Consider the following 17,604-nt stretch of genomic DNA (forward strand, 5'->3'; position numbering starts at 1 on the left):
ATCTATTAATTTAACTTTTCTATACGGGTCACCTGTCCCTTGCCTTCTGTGAAAATATTAACCGCCGCAGTAATGGCCGCCACCTGAGCTTTTTCCAGCGAGTCATCTGCCGGCGCGGGAGCCAGCCTGTTCACCACCCGAATCAGCAGGTTACCGGTGATGACCACCAGAAGCAAAACCACAAAAACGGTGATCATGCCGATGCCCAGAAGAGAAAATGCTGTAGAGAGATCCGAATTCATCATCAGTCTAAATTGTATCCTAACCAAACTTAGTGAATACTTACTGGACTTACCATGAATCAAAGTTCTATTGCCTGCCCTACTCTTAAAATAACCTGCCTCATAAGGGTAGGTGACATTGATCAGGGGAGCAACACATCCAAGGTAGAAAAGAGCGAAAACGTGCCTACGTTTTTCCCATTTCATGCGCATGAAAAAAAAATTCGTGCCTATGAAATCCATCACTTATGCCTATGAAAGTAATTTTTGTGCACATCGAGTTTGACTTTCCAGCTCATGTTTGGGGAGGCTGAATTTTCTCATATTGCTTGTTGGTCAAAAGACCAACAAAAATGATGAAGTTGCCCTTCGGATTATGAAATTCATACTTCCGACTCATGATGGAAAGATAATCGCTTTAGAGCATAGCACTTAATGGAAGAGCCGACTATAGAAACAATTCTCTGGATGATGTAATGTCTTGCTATTAGCACACGCGACACGCGTGCGCTAGCGGGGGGCATATAGTATGCATAAAAAAATCTAGTGATTGGCCCGGTAGTAATGCACCAAGTCCTTAGGGTAGTATTGCTGATCTCTATAGCTACTATCATCTAGCCCCATGATACACGTCACCGCAGCAGCCTCAAAACACCAATAGCCACTATACGTATCATACCTGCTTTGATGGCTATTATACCAGCCGGCATCTTTATGTCCTTTATACCAGTCTTTGTTTAGAAAACCCTTGATTAGACTTGCAGCCTCCATCTGGTCATGTACTTGGGTTGCATCTCGTAGTTTTGAGAAAATATCCCGAATGTAAAAAACATCACGGTAACTTTCCTCCTCAATAAACTTCCTATCTTCAAGTTTAGCGGAGATGATAAACTCATAAAGTTTATCTTTAACCTTATCTTGGTCTATCACCTCCACAAGCTTCTTAAATTCTTCATTTGACACATCAAGCAAATAACCCAAAGAAAGCATCCAAAGCATTTCGTCATAAGCTGATAAAATGTATTGGTCGTACTCGACTGGCGGATTGCCTTGCTTTAACTTCCAAAACCCGTCCCAACTCTCATGAATCAGTTTAACTCCGTTGTCTTGCTATTAGCACACGCGTGAGCTAGCGGGGGGAGCCCCCGTTGCCCTGATCCTTCCTGCCACACCTTAGCGGCTTGGATCCCGCTACTTATTTAAGACAAGGCTAACAAGAGCAGAGGACTATTTAACTTTCTTTCAAAAAATCATAAGGTATGGGATAATCGTCATTCGCTTTTATTGGCAATAATTCTTTTGGAACTAAAGGACTATCAATGTCAACCTTTATTCCTTGCCTCCAGGCCAGTTTAGCATAACCCAACGCTGGTTGAGATATGTATTGATTCAATATTGGATTGTCATTTCTTTTCTTGTGGATTGTAGGGCTGATCAACTCTGCCAACAACTCTTCGCATTTAGCTCTATCCTTTTCCAGCAATGCCTGATAATAGGCATAATCTATTCTTAAAAGCTCTTCTTTCTTGGACAGTCTTTTCAAGGTGATGGCTTCCAGTATATCCAAATTCCGCTTCACACCTTCTACATTGTCTTCCATAAAAAACTGGATCGTGTTGCACCAGATCGGACTCTCTCCTTTCAATACACGTGTGTCCATATCTGGTATCTGACCATGGGCTTTATAGCGTAACTTAGCATAACGATGGATCAAACCCTCATAATCGCTTAAGAGAACATAGCATACCTGCGGAAGTCCATAATCAAATAAACGACTGTTGAATTGACTTATTCTAAGCTCATCAATAAGGCCACATATAGCAAAGTCAAACTTTGCTTGAAAATAATCGCCTAAGGAAGTTGCTAGTATTCCCTGTCTTAAATGCAAATTTCTAAAGTTATCAGAAAACTTATTCTTGTTCTCTAGCTGACCCACTTTGATCAACCATTTATCTTTTCTTGATATATCGCTATCTAATAAATCCTGTAATGTCAACATGCTAATAGTTCCCAATCTTTAAAAAGTTGATTTCACACATTGCTGCTTTTACTTGCTGCTCTTTCAAACATCCACATCAACCATTGTCTTCGACTTTCCTGAGGGTTTTCTGATATCGCTTTGATGAGTCTTTGCGACAATAGTCCAAACTTTCAATAAGTAACATACTGTATTCATCGCGCACAAAACATCGATCCAGTAAACCACAGCCCAACTGACAAAATACATGCCCTTCGGATTATGAAATTTATACTTCCGACTCATGATGGAAAGATAATCGCTTTAGAGCATAGCACTTAATGGAAGAGCCGACTATAGAAACAATTCTCTGGATGATGTAATGTCTTGCTATTGGCACACGCGTGCGCTAGCGGGGGAGATGGACAAAGACATTCAAAAACGTATCCTTGAAGTCTCTAAATTTGATCAGGAAGATCGCAACAATATCTATTCTGTAATAGATGCCTTTATCGCTAAAAGGAAGATTCAGTCTATTATGTGATAGCTAATACGTTGAATACTTCTCTGGTGGCCTTGTTATGGTTATTAAAGATCTGAGGATACATTTTTTCAGCTTCCTCATACTCGTTGGCAATCTTGTTACAAGTACCCTTTAGATCAGCTACATTTCCTGATAACGTATCGATGACAAGCTTTCTCACCAAGACCGGATTAGTTACCCTTTCGGATAATTGCTCTTCATTCAAAGTACCCAAATATTCACTAACCGCTCCTAAGGAAATGAGTTTGTCGAAAAAATCTCTTTCAATTCCCTTCAATTGTTCTTTGATAGTGCTGAACTGCTCGGTAAGCATTTCAATATTGTTTTTATCAAATTCTGGTAGTTCAACTCTTTCAAAAAGAGTGAGTGTGGAAGTCCATCCGCCAAAATCTGGATAACTTATTTGGAGCTTCTTTAGAATAGGTCTTAAGAGGTTTTCTACTGAGTCGAATCTCAAGAGCCCAATAGCTGCATCAAATTTCATTGATTGAAAGGAGTTAGTCCAGCCAATAAAAACTGCTGATGGGTTTTCGGTTGTTTCGTTGACCAAAACAACCCCATCTTTTTTCAAGTTTTCAATATGGTATGTTCCACTGAATATTTCCTTAATGACTTCTTCCATCGATTAATTGAATGTATCTGTGATATCTACTATCGTTTTACCATCACCTGCGCCATAAGCGCGAACCCACTTTATTGTCTTATCCCTAAAAGTTGCCGCAGAGCCTTGAGGAACACCTAGCTTGACTCCTTTGGTAAAGTAATCACTTATCCCTTTCGCAGCTGACTGATTGGGGGTAAGTCTAGTTGCTGAGGATAACTTATTTTCAACAACAATCAAGTCGTCAATGACTTTTTGTCCAGCGACAGTTTTGTATTTGACAAAAACTTGATCAGCAATAAAATAATCTCCCGTTGATTTTTTATATGTTAGTTGAACCTGCTCAAAAATTTCATAAGAGTCTAAATCATCTACGCCAAATTTATTCCTCAACAAAGTTTTAAGTTTATCCCTCCAAGGCCCTGACTTTAATGCTGGGGTGACCACTCCCTCAAAGTCCTTTCCTAGCTTTGTTATATCATTGAAAAAAGTACTCTTGGCTGTAGTTGTTAAATTCCCGTCACCTGCCTTTTTCGCTATATCCAGAGCATTTTCTGGATCATTAACTATATCGTCATAAAGCTTAAAGAAATCAGGATCAGCCAAATCATCAGCTAGATTTGGATAATTGTCTTTCCCTAACCTTCGGGCTAAATCATCAACTTTACTGGCATCCCATTCATTGATCCTTGAAAGTATCTTAGTCTTATCGGCATCCGAAACCTCATCCAATGTCTTAGCCAAACCATTATCAAAAAGCTTGGCAACATCAAGAGGGTTTCCATCTAAAGTTTTAGTACCGAGTTTAGATACTTCCGATAAAACATCTGTGTTCCTTGCAAGGTCATCAAAGCCAGTATTTTTGACAATAGCCCACGAGTTGACCAACTCTGGATTATTGATAAAGCTAGTCCTCAAAGTAGAATTCGCCAAATCCGAATCGAGAAGCTTTAGTTGATCTTCAGTCCAATTTTCCAGTTTCTGAACGAGTTGCCGATTTTTGAGATCACGAAGATTTTCATGTCCATCCAGCCTGTTCAAATAAATCAGAAAATCGTCACTCCTTCCCAGCAAACTCTTAATCTGATCAAACCCTGATGCACCAATTAGTCCCAATTGAATATAAACTCCCCATTCACGCCATTCTTTGCATAATTCTGAATCCACTTCACTGTTACAGTATATATCGGTGGCTGTTGCAGTGAGGTCAGCTGCACCCAGCAATATTCGAGAAACCTTGGCAACAATTTGAGGGGACTTAATCGCAAGGGAGATCTCGCCAACTCATAACATCATACTAGCAACATCAAGGGTTAACCAAGCTTGATCGATGACTCTATCAGATTCCTGCTGATGAATCATCTTGTAAACCAGAGCTACAGGAATCGTTGGCAATTGGCCTGTTGAAACATTACCTCCCGTGGATAACGTCACAACGTCAAACGGATCCGAAAGAGGCAAAACCTCCTTGATAGATTCATAGGGCGGCTGTAGATAGCCCCCAGGTATGGTGGTTTTTATTGATACTCCTACCTTATCTGACTCTTGGGAGAGCGTATACCTATTTACAAAATCATATGTCTTAAAGGCTTCATAATTAACATGAGCTATCGGATTGACTTCCTTATTCCCATGGTATTGTTTTGCTAGATCTATTAGTAATACAGAGAGGGTTTCGGATTGGTCATCGTCTATAGATGAATAGAAAGAAGACCAATTGATAGACTTCATCTCTTCTGCTAGAGTATTGACTTCTGGTATTTCGTTGATTAGTTTTAGGATAATAACTTCCTCCACACCGTCTGTCCATGTTTCATCAAGGAGTTTCGCTATTAATCGAACTCTCATTTCAGAACTCAATTCCTCAAAACCGCAAGATGGTAGGTTGAGCAGTATAGTTAGGATATCGTCATAGCTACTTCGCTCAATTGCATTACTTAGACTTTCAGACAGCCTTGAGTAGTGAAAATCCCAATCTGAGTTAGGGCTTTCAAGAACCTGATTCTTAAATGAGGTTCTATCTTCCTCACTGTTAAAGCATAATTCTAGGGTTTCATTTGAGTTTAACCTTGAAAAATCGAGAGTGTAATAGGTGTGAGCACTTCTACCATTCCCGCTTTGATATATATCATCTGTATAAGAAGTTGAATAATCATAAACACCAGCACTCCCTGTTGATCTAATTAGCTTGACAAGATCAAGCAAATCACTATCCCACAAAAAGCTTTGATTTTTGACTGCCTTATTAAATTCATAGTAAGTAAAATAATTAGATGAATTTGCTTTCGCACACCAGTAAAGGTTGATGATCTCCGTAAGGTAGTCTTCAAAATCCTTGCTCATCGCCCCCTCCTCATCATCCTGCAGCCAGCTGGCCACACTCTCAGGGTTGTGTACATTGTCCCATTGGTGTTTGTACAGGTGGGTGGCTCCTGATGAATAGTCCATCAGGTTGTTGGTGGAGCCCTGCGTGGCAATGAAGGCCTCGGGGCTGAAGGTGTGCCGCAGCCTGAAGGCTCCGTGAGCCAACTCATGGGCAATCGTGCGGGGCACATCGCTGGTCGCCCCCGTCCAGATGTAGCCATACTGCCGCTTGAAGGGCATGAAGCCTGCCCGGGCACCCGAACCAGGAATCAGGAAGAGGTAATAGGCGTCTTTGTCCAGGTCGCGGCTCTTCTTAAAGTCCTGCTGGAACTGCTTCATGTTCTTCGGAAAACTCGAAAGCAGTCCGCTCTCTCCTTCGTCCAAGGTCTGGAGTACTTCTGGCTCCACGCTGTAGGCATGATCCACCACCACTTCCCAATGAGCCACGGCCTGGGCATAGATCTTGTTCAGGGATTCATACAGGGCACTGGCATCCGGTGTCTGGGCATCGTTCACCGGCACGATCACCACTTTCTGGCGCTCCATGTCGTAGGCTACCACATCCAGCCTACCCAGTGTCACCTCGGTGGCATTGCCTTCTTCATCTTCCTGGGTAGCATAGGCCGTCAGGGTGGTAGGGTTGCCAGCCAGTATACCACTGAGGGTCAGCTCGCGGGTGTTCTTGTCTTTGCCCGGCTGGGAAGGTATCGTGCCGGTGGGGGTCTTGAAGCCAATGTATTCGGGAAATTCGTCCTGGTCTTCGGCTGTTACCTGTACATAGTCGGTGTGGCCACTCTCCACAGACTTCCAGGCAATCCAGTGGTTTTCTCCATTGAGCTGGGTCTGGTTATATCCGCTCAGGGTGGATTGGGTTTTCTCATCAAAACCATAGGTCTGTTTTTCACTGGGTGAAAAGGTGACGATATAATCCAGCTCTACATCGCTGCCCACTGCTCCCGGGGTGTTGGGGTCGGTGCTACCATTTCCTGCTCCTGGCGTCACATTCCCTTCTGAGTCTACCACCCAGGTATCGCCACTGGCATCTTCCAGGGTGAGGGTCTCGCCCTCTGCAGGGAGTTCTACCGTGCCTATGTCCATCGGGTTGCCCTCTGCATCAGTCACCACCAGTTCGCCAGCGATGACTTCCACATGGCCTATCTCGCCTTCTACGGCCAGCAGGTTGTCGTCGGGTGCATCGGTGGTAGTGGTATCTTCAGCTGCGTCTTCTTCGGACAGGTCGCCTTTCAGGTCATCGGTATTGCCCACGATAAACCTCCCTTCGGTATCATAGACGGTCACCACGGAGCCTGCAATGGCATAGTAGTCTTCATTGATAATCACATTGCGGATCTTCACCCGCATGCCTGCTCCATTGAAGATGGGCATGGGGGCATGGCCCATGCCACTGTAGGAGCCATCGGCATTGAGGGTAACAGTGTGTACCACCACATCCAGTCCACCAATGTGAAACAGGTCCAGGGGCAGCAATGGCTTTTGCAAAGGGTTGGGGCTCAACTCGGGCATGATCAGATCGGTGCCACAGGCAAAGTTGGGGTCTTCGGTCTCTTCTGCCTCGGTGCTGATGGTCTGGATGGTACTGGTCTCGCCTTCATACTGGTTGCACTGGCCCATCACCTGGTATTCATAGCTTGTGCCTCTTTTCAGGTCGGGGATCACCAGGGAGGTGCTGAAGGTGGTTTCCTTCCACCACGTGTCGGTGCCTGCTTCGCGGTAGCTGACCACAAAGCCGGTATGGGTAGCCTCGGGCTCCCAGGAGATTCTGATCCTGTAGGGGTCCAGGGCTTCGGCAGTGACACTGCGCAGGGGCAGGCAGTCATCTCCATACTGAAACCAGTTGGTCTCGCTATAGCCCTGGTTTTTGAACAGGTCTCTGCCACTCACATCATAGGCCCTGATGCGGTAAGCATATTTCTTTCCGGGGATCAGCTGGGGCTCGGCAGGGCCATAGTACAGGGAGCTCTGGGTGGTGGTAGTTCGGTAGATGCTGTTGGAGGAGCGTACAGCCACTTCGGGGTTGGTCTGTCCGGGATACAGCTCATAGAGGGTAAACTCGTACTCGGTGGAAAAGGCGGAGTTGGGGGATGCCAGGTGGCGGCCTACCCACGAGAAGCTGATGTTCTGGGGGTCGGTGGTGCGGAGCTTGTCACCACTAAAGGGAAAGTTGATCAGGGGTGGGTCATTGAGTACTACCCAGGCATTGGCCCGGGACTGGTTGGAGATGCGCACGCTGCGGTTGTACTCCAGCACTTCGATGGTGAAGGTGTAGAAGCCTTCGGGCAGTTTACCGCTTTTGATAAACTCTGCGCGGGTGATGCCTTCGAAAATAAGGTTGTTGGGGTTGAGGTAGCCTCGAATGTCGAAGCCTGAGAGCATTTCGGGTACGCCACCCTGCAGCACGAGGGCCGGGGGCACATAGGCAGGGCTGGTGTAGAGCCGCACGCCGGCTCCTTCTATGGTCACGCGCAGTTTGGCCCGCAGGTCACGTCGGTCGAGCTCCATCACGTGGATGATCACTTGCAGGTTGTTGGCATCTGCGGCCGTGTAGTAGGACAGCACTGGGCTGTATGGGGGAATCAGCGTGGTGGTGACCTGCACGGGGTAGGTTTGGGCATGTGCGCCATAGGTCAGCACCCAATAAACCAGCACAAAAATGTACCGCATCCATGGTCTGCCTAATGTCTGGGAACATATAAGGCGCAATCTCTTCATTCAGGATAGTGAGTAACTGGAAACCAGCGATGAAAATAGAACCGAAAAATGTAAATACCAAAAAGCGGTGGGATATCCGAACAGATCGAATCAATCATAAAAAAAGGGCTCCAAAAATTGGGAGCCCGTTTGTATGAATATATTTGGTCGTAAGCTTTTACAGCGTACGTTTCACTTCTTTCTCTGTGAATCCTTCTATGATATCTCCCACCTTGATGTCGTGGAAGTTCTTAATAGAAACCCCACATTCGTAGCTCTGCTTCACTTCGGCTACATCATCCTTGAATCGCTTCAGCTGGTTGATTTCACCTGTGTGAACCACGATACCATCACGTACCAGTCTCACTTTATTAGATCGCTTCACAGTACCCTCCGTCACATAACATCCGGCTACCGTTCCCACTTTGGTGATCTTGTACACCTCACGCACTTCAATGTTACCCGTGATCACTTCCTCGGTGGTCGGCTCAAGCATACCTTCCATCGCATCCTTCACATCATTGATGGCGTCATAGATGATGGAGTATAGCCTGATTTCGATTTCCTCATTCTCAGCCACTTTACGTGCACTGGAAGATGGTCTTACCTGGAAACCGATGATGACCGCATCCGATGCAGAAGCCAGCAACACATCAGATTCGGAAATCTGACCCACAGCTTTGTGGATGATGTTCACCTGAACTTCCTCAGTAGAGAGTTTCAATAATGAATCAGAAAGTGCTTCGATAGATCCATCCACGTCACCTTTCACAATCACGTTAAGCTCCTTGAAGCTACCAATGGCCAATCGTCTACCGATCTCATCCAGGGTAATGTGCTTCTTGGTACGGATAGACTGCTCACGCTGGATCTGCTCCCGCTTGGTGGCAATCTCACGAGCCTCCCGGTCAGATTCCATCACGTTGAACTTATCTCCCGCCTGTGGTGCTCCATCCAGTCCCAGCATCAACACAGGAGTAGATGGTCCTACATTGGTCAATTTCTTGCCTCTATGATCAAACATGGCTTTTACTTTACCGAAATTTGATCCGGCCAGTACCACATCTCCCACTTTCATAGTACCTGATTGAACCATAAGGGTAGTCACATAACCACGGCCTTTATCCAGGGTAGCCTCTATCACTGAACCAACTGCAGGCTTATCCGCATTGGCTTTCAGTTCCAAGAGCTCTGCCTCCAGCAATACCTTCTCGAGCAATTCATCGATGCCTTCGCCTGTCTTGGCAGAAACGTGCTGGCACTGGTATTTACCACCCCAGTCTTCTACCAATATATTGATCCCGGAAAGCTCCTCCTTGATTTTATCAGGATTGGCATTGGGCTTATCTACTTTGTTGATGGCAATCACAATCGGTACACCAGCCACTTGAGCGTGGTTGATCGCCTCTTTGGTTTGTGGCATCACCGCGTCGTCCGCAGCCACCACAATGATGGCAATATCCGTGATTTTCGCACCCCTGGCTCGCATGGCTGTAAACGCCTCGTGACCTGGTGTATCAAGGAATGCAATGCGCTTCCCTGTCTCGGTCATCACATCGTAAGCACCAATGTGCTGTGTGATCCCTCCGGCTTCACCTTCAGTGACTTTAGAGTCTCTTATATAGTCAAGCAGGGATGTTTTACCGTGATCCACGTGTCCCATGATGGTAACAATAGGTGCGCGATCTGTAAGATCCTCAGGACTGTCTTCGGCCTCCTCTATTTCAGTATCATCATCCTCAGAGGTAAACTCTATGTCGTAGCCAAACTCATCGGCTATCACCGTGATCGACTCTGCGTCCAATCGCTGATTGATCGACACGAACATTCCAAGTGACATACACATAGAAATGACTTCATTCACGGAAACATCCATCAATGAGGCCAAATCACTGGCCGAAATAAATTCGGTCACTCTTAGTGTTTTTGCATCTTCCTGCTCCGCCTGTAGCCTTTCTTCCTCAGCCTCAGCTTTGGCGCTTCGCTTATCCTTTCTGTATTTGGACCTTCCGGTACCGCTTCCTGACTTACCACCAGAAAGCTTCGCCAGTGTGGCTTTGATTTTATCCTGGATTTCCTTGTCAGAAAGTTCTTCAGTCTTTCTCAGATCACGTTTCTGACCTCTGCTGCCTGGTGCTCCTCTCGGAGGCAAAGCCGCATTATCTCTACCCTGTCTGTTAGGTGCAGGGCTGTTAATTCTTTTCCTAGGTCTCTTCTTGCGATCTTTTCGCTCATCAGAGCTGGCCACCGGTTTCGGTTTTTTCTTATCTGCCGGCAGTTCGATTTTACCTAAAACCGTCAAGCCCTTCAGTGAATCTGCCTTAGCAGCGATGGTCTTTTCTTCAGGTTTTTCGGGCTTCTTCTCCTCTGCTTTCGGTGCAGCAGGCTTAGGAGCCTCTTTCACCTCTTCCTTCGCCTTCTCCACTTCTACTGGTGGCTCCGGCTTTTTCTCTTCAGCTTTTGGCTTTTCCTCTACCGGGGCAGGTTTTTCTTCCACCGGTGGAGCGGGCTTCTCAGCTACTGGTTCCGGCACTTTAGGCGCCTCCTCTTCCTTCTTCTTCTCTACCTCCTTAGGTGGCTCGGGGGTTTCTTCCACCTTCGCCTTTTTCTTAGGTTCCAGATCGATCTTACCCACCACCTTTGGTCCTTCCAGTTTCTGACGAAGGATCACCTTGTCAGAATCATCTTCTACTGGCTCTGCCGGTTTTTCCTTTTCTTTAGGAGCCTCTTTCGCATTGTTGTCCTTGATGAGAATCTCTTCCTCGTCATCTCCTTCGCTCTTGTCGGAATCCTGCGAATCTTTGATGACCATATTGTCAACATGCTTGTTTCCTATGGTTAAACCAGAGGCTTCCTCTTTTTCCATGGCAGAAGACGCAAATTCCTTGGAAAGCAAAGAATATTGCTCCTGGGTAATTTTCGAATTGGGACTGCTATCCACCTCAAAGCCCTTTCCGGATAGATAATCCAGAATGGTGCCTCTGCCGACATTCAGTTTTCTAGCAACCTGACTTAATCGATAAGTTTTCTCTTCTGCCATATAATTTTGTCCTGTATTTTAAAGTAGCTGGTTATTCAAATTCTTGTTTGAGGATGCTCAATACAAATTGAACAGTTTCTTCCTCAAGGTCAGTTCTCCTGACCAACTCCTCTCCGGATAATGTCAAAACGCTCTTTGCGGTATCTAAACCAATTCTTTTTAGTTCGTCAATTACCCAACTTTCAATTTCATCTGAAAATTCATCCAGATCCACATCTTCGTCTTCAAGGCCATCGAGTTCACGGAACACGTCTATTTCCAGACCTACAAGTCTTGAAGCCAGTTTTATATTTTGTCCTCCTTTGCCTATGGCAAGGGATACCTGATCGGGTTTCAAATAAACAGACACCCTGTCCTTCTCCTCGCTGATCTTCATGCTGAGGATTTTAGCGGGACTAAGTGCTCTGGCGATGTAAAGTTCAAGATTATCTGTGAAATTGATCACATCGATATTCTCATTTTGCAACTCTCTTACGATGGAATGAATTCTTGACCCTTTCATCCCCACACAAGCACCTACAGGGTCTATCCTGTCGTCGTAAGATTCTACGGCCACCTTGGCGCGCTCGCCTGGCTCCCGTACCACATTCTTCATGGTGATCAGGCCATCATATACCTCAGGAACTTCGCTTTCGAAAAGACGCTCCAGGAATGTTGGGGAAGTTCTGGACAAGATAATCTTAGGATTACCATTGGACATTTCTACCCTGTGTACAATGGCGCGTACTGAATCTCCCTTTCTGTATCGGTCTTTTGGGATTTGCTCGTTTTTAGGAAGGTTCAATTCATTGCCCTCTCCATCGATCAAAAGAATCTCACGGCTCAATGTCTGATACACCTCACCAGTGATAATCTCCCCAACCAAATCCTTATACTTCTGAAAAAGGATGTCCTTCTCCAGATCCTTGATCTTCTGAATGAGTGTCTGACGTGCAGTCATCACGGCCCTTCTTCCAAAATCTTCAAGCTTGATCTCCTCAGAAACCTCTTCTCCAATCTCAAAATCCGGCTCAATCTTACGTGCTTCGGTCAAACTAATCTTGTCATGATCCCAGATATCCTCTGAGTTATCATCCACGATCTCTCTGAATCTCCAAATCTCAAGATCACCTTTGTCGGTGTTGATGATAATATCAAAATTATCATCTGTCTTATATTTTTTGCGAATCATGGTTCTGAAGACATCCTCCAGAATTCTGATCATCGTAGGTCGATCGATATTTTTGCCCCTGGCAAAATCCGCAAATGAATCGATTAAAATTCCAGTATCCATTGTTTACTTGAATGAAACTAATACCATTGATTTACTTATTTCATTGAAATTGATTTGATGCTGCCTGAGCTCTTTCTTCTCCTGCACTTCAATCATGATCATTTCATTGTTCACTTCCTTGAGCAACCCGCTAATCGTGGAAGCATCATTCAGCTCCACTTTCAGAGACCTGCCAATGTTCTTCGTGTACTGCCTTACATTTTGCAATGGGAAATCAACCCCCGCAGAAGAAACCTCCAAAAAGTACTTGTCTTCAAAAAGTTCTTTTTCTTCAAGAATCTGCGCAAGTTGTCGGCTCACAGAGCTACACTGATCTATGGTCACCCCATGATCACCATCCAGCAATACAATAAGGCGCTGATTACCAGCATTTCCTTTAAGAATAACCCCAACCACAAAAAGCGAAGGATCATCGGAAATGATCTCATGTACAAATTGCGATATCTCTTCTTCCACTGGTTTCACCACAACCATTTATTATGAATAAAAAGAGGGGACCTGCGTCCCCTCGAACCTAAATTCTATATTTGCATGCAAAGCTAACAGAAAAAATATTCATTTCAAATTGGCTAAAAAACAAACTATTAGGCGCTGAGTTCGTCATAAAGTAGATATTTTTAAAAAATTTAATTAGATGATCGGTAAACTCCGAATTGTAAACTCCCTCACCAAGGAGAAAGAGGTCTTTGAGCCATTGAGCGCTCCGCATGTAGGAATGTATGTTTGTGGACCTACGGTATATAGTGATGTACACCTGGGGAATGTGCGCACATTCATCTCATTTGATGTCATCTACAGGTATCTCCAGTTTCTCGGTTATAAAGTCCGGTATGTCAGAAACATCACCGATGTAGGCCACTTGCTGGATTCCGGTGAAGATAAAATCTCCAAAAAGGCCAAGCTGGACAATCTGGAACCGATGGAGATCGTACAGAAATATGCCAATGACTTCCACCGGGTGATGGATACCTTCAATGCCCTAACACCAGATATCGAACCCACAGCTACGGGTCACCTGATGGAGCAGCTGGTCATGATAGAGCAGCTGGTGGAGAAGGGATTCGCCTATGAGTCAAATGGCTCTGTATACTTTGACATAGAAAAATATAACGAGGCGCATGAGTATGGTAAGCTCAGTGGTCGCAAAACAGAAGACCTGCTCAACCAAACCCGTGAGCTGGACGGACAGTCAGACAAGCGAAATCCCTTAGATTTTGCGCTGTGGAAAAAAGCTGCCCCTGAACACATCATGAGGTGGAAAACCAAATGGAGTGACGGGTTTCCGGGCTGGCACCTGGAGTGCTCTGTGATGAGCACCAAGTATCTTGGTGACGAGTTTGACATACACGGCGGAGGTATGGACCTGAAATTCCCCCATCATGAATGTGAAATCGCTCAGAATGCAGGATCAACAGGAAAAGATGGTGCCAAGTACTGGATTCATACCAATATGCTCACGGTCAATGGCCAGAAGATGAGTAAATCGCTGGGCAACTCATTCCTTCCCAGCCAGCTGATCTCTGGCAATCATGAACTGTTGCAGCGCGGCTATAGTCCGATGACCATTCGGTTTTTCATGCTTCAGTCTCATTATGCCAGCACACTGGACTTTTCCAATGATGCGCTCAATGCCGCTCAGAAGGGCTACACAAAGCTGGCCAATGGCCTTCGCCTGATCAAAGGCTATGAATTTCCTGAGGGAATCGAAGAAAACCCGGACCCCAAACAAGTAGAGCAGATCAATAAGATTTGTGACAACTGCCACCATGCCATGAATGACGATTTCAACACGGCGTTGACAATTGGTCATTTATTCAATTTGGTAAAAAAGGTGAACTCCATTCAAACGGGGCAATTGGAACTGGCAGCGATAGGAAAGGAAACTTTTGAGCGCATGAAAGAGACATTTATTTCTTTCACTGAAGAAGTTCTGGGCCTGAAGCTTGAATCTTCCGTCTCTTCTGATCATCTGCTGGAGGTGATTCTGAATGAATACAAATCTGCCAAGGAGACCAAAAACTATGAAAAAGTGGATGAACTCCGAGCTCAACTAAAGTCGGAAGGAGTGATCGTGAAGGACATGAAGACCGGAATAGACTGGGCGTTTGAGGAATAAGGGACTAAAAGTAAAAAAGCCCCTTGGATTCACATCCAAGGGGCTTTTCTTAATGATGATTGGCAATCAACTTCTCTTTGTGTTTTTTAAGCTGCCTTCTTAAGGCCTCTACTGCCTCGTCCGCAGCTGCCTCGAAAGATCTGGACTTCTCCTTGGCAAACAACTGACTGCCAGGGATATTCAATTTGATCTCTATTAATTTATTTTCGTTTGCATCATCTTGCTCTACCCTTAGAAACACTTCCCCATCTATAATCCTATCATAGAAAGTATCCAGTTTATCAGCTTTGTGCTGGATAAAGTTGACCAATTTTTCGTCAGCGTCGAAGTGGATAGAATGCATTTGTAGTTTCATGATACTAGAATTTAAAAGGTTAAACCATTAAGCTTTAGGATGAGCCTGGTCAAAAACCGACTTCAGCTTCTCCATTGAATTATGTGTATAAACTTGGGTGGCCGCAAGGCTGGTGTGACCCAAAAGGTCCTTTACCGCATTGAGGTCTGCCCCTTTATTTAATAAATGCGTGGCGAAGGTGTGCCTCAGAACATGAGGACTTCTTTTAGCAATGGTTGTGACTTGATCAAGGTATTTTTTCACTATCCGATACACCATCATAGGGTATAATTTATTACCGCTATCCGTTACCAACAAATAATCGCAGTAGCCAAACTCAGCATTTCGCAATTGTTGGTATTCCTTTATGGACTTAACGATAAATTCGGCCATTGGTATAACTCTTTCCTTATTTCTTTTCCCTAAAACTTTGATGGAGCCCTGGTAGAGGTTTAAGTCCGGGTCAGAAAGGTTAATCAACTCAGTCAGACGGATGCCAGTAGCATACAGCAGTTCGAGAATGAGTCTATCCCGTGCGCCAAAAAAATCTCTGGAGAATTCAATTTGATCAAGGAGGGTGATCATCTCACTCTCCCTCACGAAGGAAGGAAGTTTCTTGTCTACCTTTAAAGACTTAAGACGGCCTGTTGGGTTGCTGGCCACATATTCTCTGGCCAGAAGGAATTTATAGAAAGCCTTCACAGAGGCCATTTTGCGGTTGACAGACTTTGGCTCAAGGCCAGACTCCATCAGACTTACCATCCAATTTCTCAGATGGGCATGTTGAACCTCCTTGAAATCAGAAGTTTCAAATTCTTCACTTAAAAAAATCTCTAGCTGAGTTAAATCCTTACGGTACGCCGTGAGCGTGTGTTCGCTGTAGCGCTTTTCGAATCGTAAGTATTTGAGGAAGGTGTCAATCATAAGCTAGTACTTCCCAGAAGCTGAGAAATACTAACTTAATAATTAAGTATCATTTATCCCTGTTTGGGATTAGTTATTTTCACGCTCGCGCAGGTGCTGAATGTATTCAGCCTTGATCACTTCGTGTCTCCTTTTTACAGAAGGCTTAGTGAAAAAAGTTCTTTCTCTGAGTTCTCTCAAAACACCTGTTTTTTCAAACTTCTTCTTGAACCTTTTAAGCGCCTTGTCGATTGACTCGTTTTCTTTTACGTTTACTACAATCATCGTTTTTCTATTTGAGCTTGCAAAAGTAGAAGAAATTTTATTGCGAGCAAAGCATTATCTCAATACTTCTCTGGAAATCACCAATTTTTGTATCTCCGAGGTGCCTTCTCCAATGGTACAAAGCTTGGCATCCCGATAATACTTCTCTGCCGGGTAGTCCTTGGTGTAACCATAGCCTCCAAAAATCTGCACAGCTTCATTGGCCAGCTCCACCGAAATCTCCGATGCATACAACTTGGCCATTGCGCCAGCTTTGGTAACTGACTTGCCCTGGTTTTTGAGGTCCGCCGCCTGATGGGTTAATAACTTAGCGGCCTCCAGCTTGGTAGCCATCTCCGCTATTTTGAAGGAAATGCCCTGAAAACTACTGATGGGCTTTCCAAATTGCTCACGCTCCTTGGAGTACTTCACCGCCACATCCAGTGCTCCCTCAGCGATCCCACAACTCAATGCTGCGATAGAAATTCGTCCACCATCCAGCACCTTGAGGGACTGAACAAAACCATCGCCCACCTCACCAATCAGATTAGCAGCAGGTATACGGCAATTATCAAAGATCATCTCAGCAGTCTCTGAGCACCTCATTCCCAATTTGTTTTCCTTGCGACCACCAGAAAACCCGGGAGTGCCCCGCTCCACGATAAACGCAGAAGCATTGCGTGAAGCACCTGCCTCACCTGTCCGGGCTATGACCACTGCCACATCGCTGGAGATGCCATGGGTGATAAAGTTCTTTGCTCCATTCAAAACCCACTCGTCTCCCTCCTTCTTAGCTACGGTCTTCATGTTGCCTGCATCTGAGCCGGTATTGGGTTCCGTGAGGCCCCATGCCCCTAACCACTCTCCTGAAGCCAGCAGTGGAAGGTATTTTTGTTTTTGTGCTTCATTGGCATGCTGATAGATATGTCCGGTGCATAAGCTGTTGTGTGCAGCCATTGACAACCCAATGGAACCATCAATTTTTGATAGCTCTATAATAGCGGTAACATATTCATGATAGCCAAAGCCTGATCCTCCGTATTCGTGGGGTATGAATACGCCCATCAGGCCAAGTTTTCCAAGTTTGTGAAACAGCGCTCTGGGAAACTCCTGAGATTCGTCCCACTCCATCTTGAAGGGTTCTATTTCTTTAGCGCCAAAATCCCGGATCATCTCCGAGATCATTGCTCTGTTTTCCTCCTCCTGTTTTATCCGAGGATCGTCTGTTAATAGTTGCATGTTGTTTGGGGTATAATGTTGTTCTTCACAAAATTAGCA

14 protein-coding genes are annotated in these 17,604 nt (G+C 45.1%); 1 reads left to right on the plus strand and 13 read right to left on the minus strand.

All coding sequences use genetic code 11. From position 1 onward, the window contains the following. Nucleotides 1–5: 5 nt before the first annotated feature. From ACHKAR_RS17455 to ACHKAR_RS17495, 9 genes are all read right to left on the minus strand, one after another. Complete coding sequence (locus ACHKAR_RS17455) at nucleotides 6–245, minus strand: hypothetical protein (RefSeq protein WP_221413338.1); 240 nt, start codon at nucleotides 243–245, stop codon at nucleotides 6–8. Nucleotides 246–764: 519 nt separating this feature from the next. Continuing rightward, nucleotides 765–1,220 (minus strand): PoNe immunity protein domain-containing protein, encoded by a 456-nt coding sequence (locus ACHKAR_RS17460; protein WP_395418717.1) that lies wholly within the window; start codon nucleotides 1,218–1,220, stop codon nucleotides 765–767. A gap of 232 nt (nucleotides 1,221–1,452) precedes the next feature. Beyond that, nucleotides 1,453–2,235 carry an immunity 49 family protein gene (locus ACHKAR_RS17465; RefSeq protein WP_395418718.1) on the minus strand — a complete coding sequence of 261 codons (783 nt, stop codon included), beginning with the start codon at nucleotides 2,233–2,235 and terminating at the stop codon, nucleotides 1,453–1,455. A 479-nt stretch (nucleotides 2,236–2,714) separates the two neighbouring features. Beyond that, nucleotides 2,715–3,344, minus strand: coding sequence for a hypothetical protein (locus ACHKAR_RS17470; protein WP_395418719.1), 630 nt, complete (start codon nucleotides 3,342–3,344; stop codon nucleotides 2,715–2,717). Between the two features lie 3 nt (nucleotides 3,345–3,347). Beyond that, nucleotides 3,348–4,490: a hypothetical protein gene (locus tag ACHKAR_RS17475; protein ID WP_395418721.1), complete on the minus strand. Its 1,143-nt coding sequence runs from the start codon at nucleotides 4,488–4,490 to the stop codon at nucleotides 3,348–3,350. 117 nt (nucleotides 4,491–4,607) lie between these two features. Continuing rightward, complete coding sequence (locus tag ACHKAR_RS17480; RefSeq protein ID WP_395418722.1) at nucleotides 4,608–8,369, minus strand: fibronectin type III domain-containing protein; 3,762 nt, start codon at nucleotides 8,367–8,369, stop codon at nucleotides 4,608–4,610. A gap of 205 nt (nucleotides 8,370–8,574) precedes the next feature. Next, nucleotides 8,575–11,436, minus strand: coding sequence for a translation initiation factor IF-2 (gene infB, locus ACHKAR_RS17485; protein WP_395418723.1), 2,862 nt, complete (start codon nucleotides 11,434–11,436; stop codon nucleotides 8,575–8,577). A gap of 31 nt (nucleotides 11,437–11,467) precedes the next feature. Beyond that, a complete protein-coding gene (gene nusA, locus ACHKAR_RS17490; protein WP_159582709.1) occupies nucleotides 11,468–12,709 on the minus strand; it encodes a transcription termination factor NusA in 1,242 nt (413 codons plus the stop codon). Between the two features lie 3 nt (nucleotides 12,710–12,712). After that, nucleotides 12,713–13,183 (minus strand): ribosome maturation factor RimP, encoded by a 471-nt coding sequence (locus tag ACHKAR_RS17495; RefSeq protein ID WP_159582708.1) that lies wholly within the window; start codon nucleotides 13,181–13,183, stop codon nucleotides 12,713–12,715. A gap of 160 nt (nucleotides 13,184–13,343) precedes the next feature. On the opposite strand from ACHKAR_RS17495, the gene cysS reads away from it, so the two are divergent. After that, nucleotides 13,344–14,825 carry a cysteine--tRNA ligase gene (gene cysS, locus ACHKAR_RS17500; protein ID WP_395418725.1) on the plus strand — a complete coding sequence of 494 codons (1,482 nt, stop codon included), beginning with the start codon at nucleotides 13,344–13,346 and terminating at the stop codon, nucleotides 14,823–14,825. Between the two features lie 49 nt (nucleotides 14,826–14,874). On the opposite strand, the gene hpf is transcribed toward cysS, so the two are convergent. The 4 genes from hpf to ACHKAR_RS17520 form a co-directional block, all read right to left on the minus strand. Then, the gene (gene hpf, locus ACHKAR_RS17505) at nucleotides 14,875–15,180 is read right to left on the minus strand and encodes a ribosome hibernation-promoting factor, HPF/YfiA family (RefSeq protein WP_395418726.1); all 306 of its coding nucleotides are present in this window, start codon (nucleotides 15,178–15,180) and stop codon (nucleotides 14,875–14,877) included. Between the two features lie 27 nt (nucleotides 15,181–15,207). Continuing rightward, nucleotides 15,208–16,083, minus strand: a complete 876-nt coding sequence (locus ACHKAR_RS17510; protein WP_395418727.1) for a tyrosine-type recombinase/integrase — start codon at nucleotides 16,081–16,083, stop codon at nucleotides 15,208–15,210. A gap of 69 nt (nucleotides 16,084–16,152) precedes the next feature. Beyond that, the gene (gene rpsU / locus ACHKAR_RS17515; RefSeq protein ID WP_159582704.1) at nucleotides 16,153–16,347 is read right to left on the minus strand and encodes a 30S ribosomal protein S21; all 195 of its coding nucleotides are present in this window, start codon (nucleotides 16,345–16,347) and stop codon (nucleotides 16,153–16,155) included. Between the two features lie 54 nt (nucleotides 16,348–16,401). After that, the gene (locus ACHKAR_RS17520) at nucleotides 16,402–17,565 is read right to left on the minus strand and encodes an acyl-CoA dehydrogenase family protein (RefSeq protein WP_395418729.1); all 1,164 of its coding nucleotides are present in this window, start codon (nucleotides 17,563–17,565) and stop codon (nucleotides 16,402–16,404) included. Between the last annotated feature and the right edge of the window lie 39 nt (nucleotides 17,566–17,604).

It is taken from the genome of Marinoscillum luteum (assembly GCF_044005705.1).
GTDB lineage: Bacteria > Bacteroidota > Bacteroidia > Cytophagales > Cyclobacteriaceae > Marinoscillum > Marinoscillum luteum.